Source organism: Shewanella hanedai, assembly GCF_007197645.1.
In the GTDB taxonomy this organism is placed as follows: domain Bacteria; phylum Pseudomonadota; class Gammaproteobacteria; order Enterobacterales; family Shewanellaceae; genus Shewanella; species Shewanella hanedai.
On the sequence record NZ_VKGK01000002.1, the window covers coordinates 233,089 to 247,145 of the forward strand.

At 41.8% G+C, this 14,057-nt stretch carries 14 protein-coding genes; 7 read left to right on the top strand and 7 right to left on the bottom strand.

Annotation, left to right across the window (positions count from 1 at the left end):
- Positions 1–85: 85 nt before the first annotated feature.
- Entirely contained in the window at positions 86–421 is a 336-nt protein-coding gene (locus FN961_RS02880) for a hypothetical protein (RefSeq protein WP_143563031.1), read from the bottom strand.
- 234 nt (positions 422–655) lie between these two features.
- Here FN961_RS02880 and FN961_RS02885 point away from each other — a divergent pair, with 234 nt between their 5' ends.
- On the top strand, positions 656–2,260 hold the full coding sequence (locus tag FN961_RS02885; protein ID WP_143563032.1) for a mechanosensitive ion channel family protein: 1,605 nt from the start codon (positions 656–658) through the stop codon (positions 2,258–2,260).
- A gap of 43 nt (positions 2,261–2,303) precedes the next feature.
- On the opposite strand, the gene FN961_RS02890 is transcribed toward FN961_RS02885, so the two are convergent.
- On the bottom strand, positions 2,304–4,016 hold the full coding sequence (locus FN961_RS02890) for a formate--tetrahydrofolate ligase (RefSeq protein ID WP_143563033.1): 1,713 nt from the start codon (positions 4,014–4,016) through the stop codon (positions 2,304–2,306).
- Positions 4,017–4,181: 165 nt separating this feature from the next.
- Between FN961_RS02890 and FN961_RS02895 the strand changes: the two genes are divergently transcribed.
- Positions 4,182–5,078 carry an aldo/keto reductase gene (locus FN961_RS02895; protein ID WP_143563034.1) on the top strand — a complete coding sequence of 299 codons (897 nt, stop codon included), beginning with the start codon at positions 4,182–4,184 and terminating at the stop codon, positions 5,076–5,078.
- A gap of 48 nt (positions 5,079–5,126) precedes the next feature.
- On the opposite strand, the gene FN961_RS02900 is transcribed toward FN961_RS02895, so the two are convergent.
- The 3 genes from FN961_RS02900 to FN961_RS02910 form a co-directional block, all read right to left on the bottom strand.
- Positions 5,127–5,960, bottom strand: coding sequence for a MaoC/PaaZ C-terminal domain-containing protein (locus FN961_RS02900; protein ID WP_143563144.1), 834 nt, complete (start codon positions 5,958–5,960; stop codon positions 5,127–5,129).
- A gap of 214 nt (positions 5,961–6,174) precedes the next feature.
- On the bottom strand, positions 6,175–6,804 hold the full coding sequence (locus FN961_RS02905; protein WP_143563035.1) for a chemoreceptor glutamine deamidase CheD: 630 nt from the start codon (positions 6,802–6,804) through the stop codon (positions 6,175–6,177).
- Positions 6,805–6,940: 136 nt separating this feature from the next.
- Entirely contained in the window at positions 6,941–7,822 is an 882-nt protein-coding gene (locus FN961_RS02910) for a TraB/GumN family protein (RefSeq protein ID WP_143563036.1), read from the bottom strand.
- A gap of 56 nt (positions 7,823–7,878) precedes the next feature.
- Here FN961_RS02910 and FN961_RS02915 point away from each other — a divergent pair, with 56 nt between their 5' ends.
- Both FN961_RS02915 and FN961_RS02920 read left to right on the top strand, forming a co-directional pair.
- Positions 7,879–8,190: a PIN domain-containing protein gene (locus FN961_RS02915; RefSeq protein ID WP_143563037.1), complete on the top strand. Its 312-nt coding sequence runs from the start codon at positions 7,879–7,881 to the stop codon at positions 8,188–8,190.
- A 101-nt stretch (positions 8,191–8,291) separates the two neighbouring features.
- Positions 8,292–10,022, top strand: a complete 1,731-nt coding sequence (locus FN961_RS02920) for a GGDEF domain-containing protein (RefSeq protein ID WP_143563038.1) — start codon at positions 8,292–8,294, stop codon at positions 10,020–10,022.
- A 4-nt stretch (positions 10,023–10,026) separates the two neighbouring features.
- Here FN961_RS02920 and FN961_RS02925 read toward each other — a convergent pair whose 3' ends face one another.
- Together FN961_RS02925 and FN961_RS02935 are read right to left on the bottom strand one after the other, a co-directional pair.
- Positions 10,027–10,551 (bottom strand): DUF3016 domain-containing protein, encoded by a 525-nt coding sequence (locus FN961_RS02925; protein ID WP_143563039.1) that lies wholly within the window; start codon positions 10,549–10,551, stop codon positions 10,027–10,029.
- Positions 10,552–11,357: 806 nt separating this feature from the next.
- Positions 11,358–11,867 carry a DUF4240 domain-containing protein gene (locus FN961_RS02935; RefSeq protein WP_143563041.1) on the bottom strand — a complete coding sequence of 170 codons (510 nt, stop codon included), beginning with the start codon at positions 11,865–11,867 and terminating at the stop codon, positions 11,358–11,360.
- A gap of 154 nt (positions 11,868–12,021) precedes the next feature.
- Here FN961_RS02935 and FN961_RS02940 point away from each other — a divergent pair, with 154 nt between their 5' ends.
- The 3 genes from FN961_RS02940 (at position 12,022) to FN961_RS02950 (ending at position 13,871) form a co-directional block, all read left to right on the top strand.
- Positions 12,022–12,411: a hypothetical protein gene (locus FN961_RS02940; protein ID WP_143563042.1), complete on the top strand. Its 390-nt coding sequence runs from the start codon at positions 12,022–12,024 to the stop codon at positions 12,409–12,411.
- 209 nt (positions 12,412–12,620) lie between these two features.
- Positions 12,621–12,893 (top strand): HU family DNA-binding protein, encoded by a 273-nt coding sequence (locus FN961_RS02945; protein ID WP_143563043.1) that lies wholly within the window; start codon positions 12,621–12,623, stop codon positions 12,891–12,893.
- 288 nt (positions 12,894–13,181) lie between these two features.
- On the top strand, positions 13,182–13,871 hold the full coding sequence (locus tag FN961_RS02950; protein WP_143563044.1) for a TorF family putative porin: 690 nt from the start codon (positions 13,182–13,184) through the stop codon (positions 13,869–13,871).
- Positions 13,872–14,057 lie beyond the last annotated feature (186 nt).

Sequence of the window (14,057 nt, forward strand, 5' to 3'; positions counted from 1 at the left end):
AGTATCATGGCATTTGAATCATATAATCGAATGCCATCTGGTTGCTCAAAATAGAGATCACAATCTACCTTATACCAGCCCTTAATTAGCGGTACTTCTGCCTTTGCTCACTATCATCGACATACACTTTTTCCGGGGCTTCGATCACTTTTAAGTGATCCATCATATGACTCACCAATAACACCATGGTTGAAATAATCGCTATAGGAGTCGTTAAACTACGCATATCAGGGGTAAAATAGCCATAAATTAACGCTGCAATACCAAGATAGAAACCTACCATTTTAAGCAGAGAAAGCACGGGGCTTTTTCCTAACCAAGCATCACAGTGAGGGCATTGGATCTGCGCATTAAATCTTTTTCCACGTTGATTTTTAACTTCATTCACGCCAAAAAACTTACTACAATTGGTGCACAACACGGCATAACTCTCTAGAAGAACGACGAAGATAGGCCCAGAGTTTAACAGAATCCACGTTAGAAAGAACGCATCGACTTTCCTCAACTCTATTTCAACTCAAAAGCATGAATGCCACTCAAGACACCGTATATTTCGTTAAATTAACATGACGAATGACCCCTATTAAATAACGGAATTTACACTCACAAAGAGTGGGGATAGAATAGCAAAAAATTTTATACTAGGAATTTATCTATGCATCGCATCATCGCCTTGATAATGCTTGCTATTGTTGGACTAAGTAGTCCATCAGTCCAAGCGGACTCATCCAACATCTCTAACGAACTCACATCGTTGCAGACCTCGATTCAGCAAGATGTGGCTCAATTGAGCAAAACCCACGGTGAACTTGCTAATTTCACTGAATATAGAATTAAGCAGAATACTGAACTGCTACATGAACAACTCAAAGAGTTAATGGGTGAACCAAATCTAAATAAGGAGATGCTCAAGCCATTCATTGAGAGCCACCTCATATTTATTGGTAAAGTTGATACCTATTTTAAAAATAAAATCAGCAAGCTTCAAAATCAACTTGGCAAGGGCGATGATAATAAGATCATGATGCAGCTTTCTCTATTGGAAGCTGAACGCGATCAACAGTTGCAAGCCTATTTAGAAGTACTTGAATGGGCTAAGACCTTAGGCCTTAACACCGGCGATAAAACCGCGCTGTTAACAAAAAGCCTTATTGCCCGAGCGAATGGCTTTAATAGCTTTGTACAGTTCACACAGGACAAGTTAAAGCTTGCTATAAAAGAGGTGAGCCTTGCAGGTAAAGATGTCACAGCAGAGCAAACACTCAATGTAACAGACCTAAAAGAACGCTTATCTCACGCAAGTTCTAGCTTAGGTGTGGCTATCAACCTCCTTGATACCTTAGGTCAGAATACGTCTGATATGAAAGAGACGTTATTTAAAAGCTCTGGTGATATTACTCAAGATGTACTGAATATGGATGTTGCAAGCAGCCTATTCGAACAGTGGCTCACTTCAGTACAAGATTACTTGATTGAAAATGGTCCGGGTATTGTCTTCAAACTGTTTATTTTTATCTTGATTTTGTTCGCGGCAGGCATGATAAGCAAAGCCGTTCGAAAGTTAGTAAAAAGAGCGGTCAGTAACTCTAAGCTGAAAGTGAGCATACTGCTGCAAGAGTTTTTCATCTCGCTATCAGGAAAAGCCACCTTCACTTTAGGCGTCTTAATCGCTCTTTCTCAGTTAGGAATCGAATTAGCGCCTCTGCTTGCTGGTTTTGGTGTTGCGGGTGTCATTATCGGTTTTGCACTGCAAGATACGCTATCTAACTTTGCTTCAGGCATGATGATTTTGGTCTATCGACCTTATGACGTGGGTGATCTAATTAATGCCGCAGGTGTCACCGGTAAAGTTAGTCATATGAGCTTAGTCTCAACAACAATTAAGACACTGGACAATCAAAGACTCATTATCCCAAACAACAAAATTTGGGGCGATACCATTAATAACATTACCGTCGAACATCAACGTCGTGTGGATATGACTTTTGGTATAGGTTACAGCGATGATATTGAAAAGACTGAAAAGGTATTGGCTGAGATCATTATGGCTCACCCGAAAGTCCTTAAGAGCCCTGAGCCAACGATTAAGCTTCACACCTTAGGTGAATCATCAGTCGACTTCATTGTTCGTCCATGGGCAAAACCTGAAGATTATTGGGATGTATATTGGGATATTACGCGCACTGTGAAAATGCGCTTCGATGCTGAGAAGATCAGTATTCCTTTCCCACAACGCGATATTCACGTTTACCAGAAGTAAATACTTAAGCTCCTAGGATCTATAAAATCCTAGGAGCTTTTTTTTATGCTAGACCAACAATCTCATCTTGATCATTGATATCAATATTCAAATAACCAGGTCTTATCCCCAAGCCTGGCATCGTCATTACCTTCCCTACTAATGCAGTTATAAAACCAGCACCAGCATTTATCTTTAATTGAGTAATAGGTAATTCAAACCCTTTAGGAACGCCTTTAATGGCAGGATCATGGCTAATTGATAGCGGAGTCTTTGCAATACAAACAGATAAATGATCCAAGCCCATCGCTTGAATCTGCACGAGTTGCTCCTTGGCTTCATTCGACAACCTCATCCCTTTCGCACCATAACCTGATTCCGCAATACTGAGCAGCTTAGCCTCAATGCTACTATTGGTTTGATAAAGAAAACGAAAAGCAGAATTCTGCGCTGTCGCAGCCACAACCTTGCGGGCTAAAGCCTCGGTTCCACTGGCGCCTAAGCTAAAGGCATTACTGATTTCACAACCAAAAGCGCCTGCCTGCATCACTGCATTCTTAAGCCAATCTAACTCTTCCTGGGTGTCTGTAGGAAATCGATTAAGCGCCACAACCACAGGGATCCCGTATTGACTGACATTATCCATGTGCCATTTTAGGTTTAAGAAACCCGCTTCAAGACGCGCCTGATCCGGCAGATTAATATCACGTTCAGAATCTAGCCCAGAGTTGGCTTTGAGTGCTTTTAACGTCGCCACAAGTACTGCGGCATCAGGGGTTTTACCTGACTCTCTGACCTTAATATTACAGAATTTCTCAAAGCCCATGTCTGAGCCAAATCCACCTTCGGTAACAACAATATCCGCCAATTTAAGTGCGATTCTATCGGCAATAATCGAAGAGTTACCATGGGCGATATTAGCAAAGGGACCCGCATGCACTAAACAAGGATCGCCGGTAAGTGTTTGCATCAATGTCGGCTTAATAGCCTCTGTCATAATGACCGTCATCGCGCCTGCCACCCCCAACATTTCGGCAGTAATTGGCTCGCCATGCTTATCCATAGCCAGTACCAATCGACCAATGCGATGACGCATATCTTTTAAATCATGACTCAACGCCAAAATCGCCATCAGTTCAGAGGCAGCGGTAATATCAAAACCTGAATCATGAACTGGGCCATTGAGTTCACCAAGCCCCACTGTGATGGTACGCAAACTCCGCTCATTATGATCAACCACCCTGCGCCAAAGGATCTGCTCAGGGTCGATATTTAACGGCGACAGTCCTGATTGATGAGCAAACTCATCAGCCGATAATCTTGATTCATGAAAGAGCCGCGCATCAATCGCTGCAGCAGCTAAATTATGAGCACTGCTCACCGCATGGATATCGCCAGTGAGGTGAAGGTTCATCTCCTCCATCGGGATCACTTGTGAATATCCACCACCCGCAGCGCCGCCTTTAATACCGAAAACAGGCCCCATACTGGGCTGACGAATACACGCGCAGGCTTTCTTTCCTATTGCGTTCAAGCCTTGAGTCAATCCAATGCTCGTTACAGTCTTCCCCTCACCGAAAGGAGTAGGCGTTACTGCTGTAACGATCACCAATTTGCCGTCTAAATTATCCTGAATGCGATCGAGTATAGACAGGTTAACTTTGGCCTTAGCTTCGCCAAACAAAGAGAGCTCAGCAGTTTCAATGCCAAATTTAGTTGCTATATCTGTGATATGTTGAGGTTTAGCAAGACGAGAGATTTCAATATCTGTGAGCATTCTGTGGCTCCTATAAATAGAGAATAATAAGTAGGGTAGATGGTTGCGTCGAATATTAGGCGATCCCAAAGAAGAGAAGAATAGATAAAATGAATTTATGATGCTTAATTAGGCTTTTATGAATCTAAATCAAAAAAATGTGATCTAACCAAGAAAGGGAAAATAATGAGTGATTTATTTAAGATGTCAGATTTTATCGCAGGTTTTTGGAGGTTAGCGAGTTGGAACTACACTCCTCAACAAAGACTGACACTAATCGAGCAGTATATTGATTTAGGTGTAACCACAATGGATCACGCTGACATCTACGGGCAGCTTCAATGTGAAAGCCTTTTTGGTGAAGCTTTATCGATCAAGCCCAGCTTAAGATCAGAGATCAAATTAATCAGTAAGTACGGTATAAAGCCCGCTTTTGAGTGTACGCCTGAGCGCTACGTCAACCATTACGACACCAGTGAACAACACATATTATCCTCTGTGGACAACTCTCTAACGAGACTGCACACAGATCATCTTGATCTACTATTAATTCACCGCCCCGACCCATTAATGAATGCCGATGAGGTTGCTAGAACATTTAAACTACTCCAACAATCGGGCAAAGTTTTACACTTTGGCGTGTCGAATTTCAGTACTCATCAATTTGAACTATTACAGTCGAAATTGGCCCCAATGAATATTCAGCTCTCGACAAATCAAGTTGAAATATCCCCCATCAATATGAATAGTTTACATGATGGTACACTAGATCTATGTCAGCAAAATAGGATATCTCCTATGGCTTGGTCTTGTTTAGGTGGAGGCGATATATTTACCAGCCAAAGTGCACAGGCAGTAAGATTGAGAACTGTACTTACTCGAATTGCTGATCACAACGAAACTCAGGACATCAGCCAAATTATCTATGCTTGGATTCGTGCGCTCCCCTCACAGCCTAAACCCATTATTGGCAGTGGCAAGATTGAGCGGATACAAAGTGCAATGTCATCTAAAAATATCCGACTGGATAAGCAAGAATGGTTCAGTATTTGGGAGGCATCAACCGGACACAGCGTGCCTTAATGAAAAAGGCGCCATAGGCGCCTTCTCAATTCAACCAGAAATCAGTGTTTATAGAAAACTGATTGAGCCAGACAAATGGGGGCGTCGGCCACGAGCATCTCTTAACTCAAACACCAATGCATCTTCGTTATTTTCAGCCACAAAACTGACATCCGATGGCATAAACAAAGGGAGTTTAAAAGCCACGTCAACCCTACAAGCACGCTCACCGATTTGCGGCATCATCTCCGCTATACAACGCGCTTTTGACCACATACCATGAGCAAGCACGCGATCAAATCCAAACCGTTTAGACAGCATAGGATGAAGATGAATCAAGTTATAATCGCCTGAGGCTTTAGCGTATTTACGGCCAAGATCATCAGCCAGTGACCAAGACTGTGGAGCCTCCCAAGCCATCGCATTCGCCTTCGGTGGGCGAACACGGCGAGTCGCACTTTCAACTCGATATAAGTAAGTAGAGAGTGATTCCCACACCAATTCGCCATCGACTCTAGCACGAGAAACGAGTTCAAATTCAAGTCCAGCATCCGTTAGCTGGCTGCTAACCAAAGCGCACTCTAAATCAAACTTCTCATCGACATTTAACTGCCTATGCTGAGTGATGCTATTTTTTAAGTGAATCATCCCGAGCAGGGGAAAAGTGATCGCTTTATGGGTAAAGATAAACGCATGAAGACGAAACGCCATCACGTACAGGTAGGTTAAAGGTAGTCTTGTACCATTAAACTCAAATCCACACACTGCAGCGTAATCGCTAACATTTTTTGCAGATAACTCAACGTTCGTGGTACGAACTTGGATCTGAGGCAGCGCTTCCTCATCCCATCCTGGCTTACGATCAAAAAAGATCTTACGATACAAGGACAATAATGAAGGCATCGCTTTTAACTCAACCAAATACTCTTTTTCAACGCTCACCAAACCGTTCAAATTTCAACTCTCTGCACAGATATCAGGCCAGCGAGTATACCCAAAATGAATAAGTTTGTCCTAGATTTGAGGTAACACATTAGGTATCAATAAGATAGGAGGTCACAAGTAACAACTAGGAACTAAAAAGATTCAGTTCCCTTTAAAATTAACCGAAAAAATACTAATCGAAAAGCTCAACTTTGCTTTCAGTCTGATCCTTAATTATCCCTTTAACGTAAGCTATCTCTTCAGTTTCAACTCGCTTAATAACACTCGATGGTAGACGTTTGAGTAAGACCTTGCCGCTATTAGGATGGAAAAGGACTTTACGAGGCCAGGGGCCACCAAGATCTTCAGCCACAATCTCAATACCTTCCATATCAAGGTAGCTTTTTACAAACTCAATATTTGATTGCCCAACATTAAGTACTGTCTCTTTGCACATTTGAGCGCCACCAAATATTTTAGCTTTTAGCCTTTTACGTTGCCCACCTAAGGTCAGAATTCCATTAATCAGCTGTTCCATCGCAAAATTGCCATAACGGCATGAGTAACTTGTTAGTTCATGCCAGTTTTCGTTTAACTCTCTTTCTGGCAACAGAAAATGATTTAATCCACCAATACCAAGCAAGGGATCCCAGATGCAGGCTGCGACACAGGAGCCCAGTCGAGTAAAAACATATTCATCTTGAGCTGTAATATAAAAACAACCAGGATCGACGCGCGCAATGATTTTATTATGCTTGCTGTCCCATTTCCTAGGGATCTCTTCAAAACCTTTAGTTGCTGGGGGGATAACCAGATTTGCCATTCAGCCTCCTTGCTGGTGAGCTAAGTGATTATAAGAGTCGATAAATTAAAGGTTTTCACCATCAAGTATAGACAAGATAATACTGGTTAACTCAGCTTTATACTGTCACCAGTATTTCCAAGCGCCCTATCTATGCTTACTGGCAAGTATGCTTCCAACAGTTACTCACCTCTCCACCAGCCTTAAGTAATTCTTGCACAATGCTTTTAGGACCAACAACATGACCTGCACCGACCAGAATAAACATAGGTTGAGGCGTGCTCTCAGCTTCCATCAAATGACGAATTTTCTTCGTCATTCCGATATTACGCTGCCATAGAATCAACTCGATCATCTGACGATCGTCGCTGTCGTTCAACTGCCCTTCCATCAGTTTATTTAACTGCTGCTCGTCACCACTTCGCCATGCACTAACCAAGGAAAGCATCTCATCATCAGGGGCTTGAATCGCTTCTGCTACCATCTCCCACTGCTTACTATTACTAAACGATGACATCAATTGAAATTGAAATTCGGCACTTTCAAGCTCTAAAAGAGGTCGGCCTTTGTTTTGAGAAATAAACCTCTGTTCCACGCCATAGTCGACGGTGTAACCTAAAGCGGCAAAACGTCCCATGCCGAACTGCATCGATTGCAACCAAGGAGAGAAACCTACCATGGCCGCACACATTTTCTCTCTTGTTTTACAGTAGCTATCAAGCAGTGCTTGGGTTTTCACATCAGCTACCGATGACGTTAAGCCATACTGATTAATTAAGGCGCTAATATCGGCATTATCGGTATCCGCCTCAACAACTAGAGAGCTGGCAGCATTAAATATTGATTCTATTTGAGGATCCATGGGGTAGAAATCAGCTTTCCCCACATGCATAGAACCTAATAGATAGGCCGTTTTTCCTTTATATTCAATTTTGTAAAATGGAGGTCTATCTTCAGGATCTGCTTGCACCGAAAAGGAGAAAGCCAAACAAGCTCCCCACATTAGAACAAGTATTCTACTCAACTTACTTGTTGCCATCTTCTTCGCCCCTTATAATCACGACAATTAAACAATTTCTGTAATGAGAGGCTGTAATGCCACACGCACGAGTTCATGAACAACTTAAAGATAATTTACTAGCAGCCTATCGTAAATCTATCGATGCCGATGGCAAACTCGACGAACTAAAAAAAGCAGGTCATGTAAAATTCAATACCATTTTTACTCAAGACCAAGGGTTTTCAACCCTAAGTAATCGCTTTAAGCCTTATGTTGAAGAGCTTGCCCTAGAACTTGATCAAATGCCAACTGATGCACAAGCACTGCCTATAGCACTTGAAAAAATTGTAAGAAAGCTTGGCGTATTACTACAGACTTTACAGGCTTTTAAAGATCAAGCTAAGTAAAACCATCCCATAAAATAAGCGAAGTAATCTGGCTTAAGCTGTCATCTTACTGTCATTCTAGTGTCATATGCTCCCTTCAGCGTTAATCAAAGGAGGTGAGCATGTCTGCAATCGATTTAGGGAAAGAGCTTAATAAAGTCATTGATAAAAAACTGATTAATGCTCTATTTCAACCCATTTTCAACATCAACAATCATAGTTTACATGGTTATGAAGCATTAAGTAGAGGACCAGAACATAGCCCTCTGCACTCTCCAGTCCCTCTATTTCAGACAGCAGAAAGCCAAGGCCAACTATTGGAACTAGAAGGTTTATGTCGCAGCATCTCTATCAATCAATTTAAGACAAAAAAACTCGCTGGTAAACTCTTCATCAACATCTCACCTAAAGCACTGTTAGATCCTAATCACGCTAAAGGGATGACACTGAGCTTAGTGCAAGAGTTAGGGATCTCGCCGTCACAAGTCGTCATAGAGCTGTCGGAGCAATATCCCGCAGACGACATTGATATGCTCAAGTCTTGTCTCAATCATTATCGCAATCAAGGGTTCTTAACCGCCATTGATGATCTGGGTACCGGCTATTCCGGTTTGCGACTCTGGTCTGAACTGGCCCCTGATTACGTTAAAATCGATCGTCACTTTATCAATCAGATAGATCAATCCACCGTTAAACAAGAATTTGTCCGCTCTATTATAGAGCTTTGCCAAAACCTCAGCTGCCAAGTGATCGCTGAAGGAATAGAAACTCACAAAGAGTTGGCCATATTGAAGCAACTCGGCATTGTCTATTGTCAGGGTTATCTACTTGGCTACCCAGCCAAAAATCCTAACGATAGTATTCAGGCACATATTCATCAGGATCCGGTGAGAAAACAGCTCCGTTATACCGAATCTGCCGAGAGCCTTTGTCACCAAGCTAAAACCGTGTCTTCTGAGACAAAGTTAAAGCAGATAAGCGACATCTTTATCTCTCAGCCCGCTTTGCAATGCATCGTCATAATGAGTCAAAATCAGCCTCAAGGCTTAATCAGTCGTGCCCAACTGTTGGAGCTGTTCAGCACCCCTTATGGGCGTGCGCTTCATGAAAACAGGAGCGCTGTAGAAGTGATGAATACGCAAGTGGTGACCGTTGATGCATCGACGCCGATATCCCAAGTCAGTCAATCTCTTACTGAGCAAAATAGTAATTTAATGGCACAAGAGTTTATTATTATGCGTAACGATAAACTGCTAGGAATTGGCCACACTAAAGATCTACTTCAACTACTCACAGAGCAGAGAATTAAAATCGCTCGGCACGCGAATCCCCTCTCTGGCTTGCCAGGGAATATTCCCATCCAAGAGGAGATGAAACGATTAAAATTGCAGAAAAAGCCCTTCTACCTCGCCTATTTCGATCTGAATAACTTCAAGCCTTATAACGATATCTATGGTTTTTGCCGGGGTGATGAGATTATTTTAGAGGTTTCAAAAATTCTAGAGGCACACCATAGCGGCGATCACTTTATCGGCCACGTTGGCGGAGATGACTTCGTGATTATCAGCACCAGTCACGACATAGAAAACCTATGCCAACAAGTGCTTATCGAGTTTAACCTAAGTAAAAAGCTGTTTTATTCTGACATTCACTGGCAAACACAAAGTATGCAAGCAGAGGATCGCCAAGGGAACTCCTGCCAATTTGAGCTTATAGGACTATGCGTTGGCTTACTTCCACCAACAATCACTTCTAACTCAAGCCCTCATGAACTTTCGCTCTATAGTGCACAGGCAAAAAAACAGGCTAAAAAAGCGGTGAGCTCTTTTAGCCTGTTAGAAAAAGTAGTATGAAGAATTATAGCTTTGGTGCGACTGTTTTCTTGAGCCAGTCAGTCAGGAGTTTAGATTCATATTTGGTGGCTTTATCGCTCATTCGGCCAGCCGATTGCATAAACCCTAAATCTTTTAACTTTTCATCGCCAACCATAATCACCTTGCCGTCTTCAGTCACGCTGTATGTAAAGGTGATACGTGGGGGGTAGATATCCTTTACGACACGAATATCATTACTGGTTGCACCAAATGTCGGCCTAACATCACCAGCCAGATCGAGATCGGTGACTTGCAGTTCGAGCTTTTGATTCGGTTTTAATACTTTAACCGCCTCTTTGTTTAAGTTCTTGGTCAAAGTTTCAAAAGTGCGCATCTCAAAACGTGACTGAATATCTCCAACGGCTTCCACATCGCGAAAGCTCTTGGGATCTTTCCACTCTATTTTAACCACCCCATTTTCAGTAACAGGGTTTTCAACTTTATCGGTAGCGGCAAGTGCTGCACCAGAAGCCATTGCTCCCGCTAATAATAAATACGTTAACTTCATATGAACCTCCAAAGGTTATTGGCCACTAAACTTCTGCCATAAAGTGTACGATTAATAACCTGAATATTAGCTTAATGCAAAACAATTAATGTCTAGCCAGTTGTATAATTCGATAAACCCACATATCGATAACATATTAGCATCAATGTACTTTTTTGATAAAAGCTGTATCGAAATACAACAAGTAGACATAGAATTACCAACTTAGTTCGCTGCACCATAAAGCTGATAAATGAAAAATATACAAACAACGCTGCTAACCATGGTTATATTCCTAATATTAGGTATCACCCTATACTTGGTTAGCCCTCCAAAATCAGCAAAGGAAGTGAAAACTTGGTCTTCATTTGTCTACCCTGCAGGGTATGAATCAGGCAGATATAAGAAAGTCGACAACTTTAGCGATTATGCCTCATGCAAGACTTACTCAATCGACAGCTCAATAAAGTTTGATCAATCTCCATGGGAATGTGGTCTCAGATGTAAGTTCGATTCGGGTCGGCAAGGGTTTCAATGTGAAACAATGAAAAGTAAGTAACCTCTATTGATAAAATCCATTATTCTTTAGGGGTTCAGCAAGCATTCAAGTTATCTCAATTAAACTCTGCTCCAATATTTTAGGGAAACTCCCGAGCACATTGGAGCACATGAACTCGATGAGGAAGAGCTTGGAATGTCGCAGCTTGACTGCAATGAATATGAGGTAGAACAAGGTCAGAAACCCTGTGCAAACTAAAGAAAGGACATTTTGGAGACCAGAAAGCGAGGAGGAACCTCGCTTCTGCTTTGAATCCTACAATCCTCAATTAAAAAGGAAAACGTTGACTCAATTGAGGGTAGGTACTTTTCAGTAACTTCTTCTTAGTTGAAAATTTCTTACCTTGAGGAGACACCATTCCTGATGGCACAAAAGGCAATTCATCTCCGTTTCTATCCTCAAAAATTTGTCCAGCGATCAGATCATATTCATCGAGAAAAGGATAGGCGTAACCGTCTTTTTCAGGCCACTGTGACAATGTACCCAACGCATCAGGAGCGTCGATCACTTTGTCATACCACTCTTTGCCTAATGAAATGAGGAAGCAGCGAAACTCAGCAAAAGCATATTCAGATTCACAGCCTGTGATAATGTAAGCAGCGCCCCACATTGACCAGAAATAAGAGCGTCGCATCTGCTGGCCAAAAATTTTATCAAACTCGACTAATTCATCATCACTTAATGGCTCAAGTTTAGCTTTTAAATTATCAGCTAAACTAATCTGATCTTGCTCCGGTGTCGTTCTTGTCACCAGCTGCCAAAACTCTGCTTCAGTCATATCTATCTCATCAAGGTAAACTCAGCCCTATTCTAACTAATTCATCTTATCAGAGCAGTAAAATTCATACTCTATTGGGCAAGACAAACAAACTTTGACTCTATCGGTTGATTTTTTTACACTCCCCCAAATATTCAGCCTGACGAGTTATGTAATGAAAAAACCCACATTCGCCCTCAGCCTCATTATGATCTTGTATGCAGTACTTGCGGCGATTGCAACATGGCGAGCCATCAATATCCAAGTGTTCGATCTCTTTTCATTTGGTGTTGTACCGGTTTTATTTGGCTTAGTGTTAAGAAGCAGTTGGGCAAGTATCGCTTTTAAAGTCTATTTAGCGATCCAAACCTTAGGATTAACAGCCTTAGCAGGCACCGCCATTATCGCTTATCAAATATCTCCGCAAGATGTAAAAGTGGTATTCAATAATGTTGAGATACCGGTGCCTTTAATCGCAATCACGGCGAGTTTAGCGTTAGCATTTCAATTTTGGGTCGCTTTTTCTCCGTCCACCAAGAGATACTTATCAGCCACCTCAGAATAAAAACGTCTATAAAGTTCGCGAACTTAGCGTCAATATCGGCCAACAATCAGCCAGAGAACACTTTCTGTGCATATTTTCGCCTTAAAGAGGCAAGAAGCGGCTTAAAGCGCTTTTAATATCAGATGTCTTATGGCATGTTAGTGACTGCAATTACAACGAATACTGTGTGATTGGTATAATTTAATCTACGGAAAGAAGAGACTATTCAAATGAATAAGACTGAACTTGTTGCAAAAATGGCTGAGCGTGCAGAACTGACTAAAACAGAAGCTGCTCGCGCACTAAAATCTTTTGAAGAGACGGTTACAGAAGCGATGAAAAACGGTGATAAGATTTCTATCGTTGGATTTGGTTCTTTCGAAACTTCTAGTCGCGCTGCTCGTACTGGCCGTAACCCACAAACGGGTAAAGAGATTCAAATCCCTGCCGCCACAGTACCAAAGTTTAAAGCCGGTAAAACATTGAAAGACAGCGTTAACTAAATACGCCTTTTATTGTGATAAATAAAAACCTCTTAATTAGAGGTTTTTTTGTGCCTTTTATTTTTAAAACTGCTCCTCTCCCACTAATTCAGCCCCTCCCCGTTGCACTAGATAAGTGCAACTTTGTACCATTTTCAACCACTTTGACGCAAAAACTCACGCTTACATTTATAAGTTCATGTTATTCATCTATAAAAAAAGTGGCACATTACTCGCAATCCATAACGTAAATCCACTGCAGCAACATATAAGCCGCAGAGATATGATCTTTCACTATGGGGAATAAAGATGAAACTAGCACTAACCAGCACACTAATAGCTTCAAGCATACTAACCAGCTTTTGTGCATACGCTGACGTAACCGCAAATATAGGCGCAACGTCTAACTATCTTTGGCGTGGAGTAAGTCAAACTCAAGATGCAGTTGCTGTACAGGGAGGAGTTGACTACGAGCATGACAGTGGCTTTTACTTAGGAAGCTGGGCTTCTAATGTGGATTTTAGCGATGATACCAGCTATGAACTCGATTTTTACACTGGGTATGCCGGCACGATAGGTGAAGAGTTTGGTTATGACATAGGTTACCTTTACTACGCCTATCCAGACAGTGATTCAAATATCGATTTTGGTGAACTTAGCGCCGCGGTGAGCTGGAAATGGTTTACCTTAAGCTACTCACATGTTGTCAACGCAGGCAGCGATGTGGCCAGTGAACCATTAGATAATAAAGACATGGGATATCTTGACGCCAGTGTAAGTATCCCTCTCTCAGATACATTATCGATTGCGGCGCACTATGGATACTCTTCTGGCGATATCGTTACCGCGTGGTTTGGAGCTAGTCACTACTCTGATTATTCAATATCGCTCAATAAAGAGACCGATATAGGCGACATCAACTTTACGCTCAGCGACACAGATCTCAATGGTGATGATCCAAAAGTCATTCTAGGTTATAGCTACAGTTTCGACCTATAAAGCATTTAACATGCATACCCACCTTGTATGAAGAAAGTGACATAGAACAAGGTGGGTTCGAGCTTAACAAGCTGAAACCTACGTCATACAATTTAGTTAACTAACTGAATTAATGTTGTTTAATAATAAATAACATCGCGATAAACTCATCAAAAATATTTTCATCTCATCCATCAAAATTGCTAA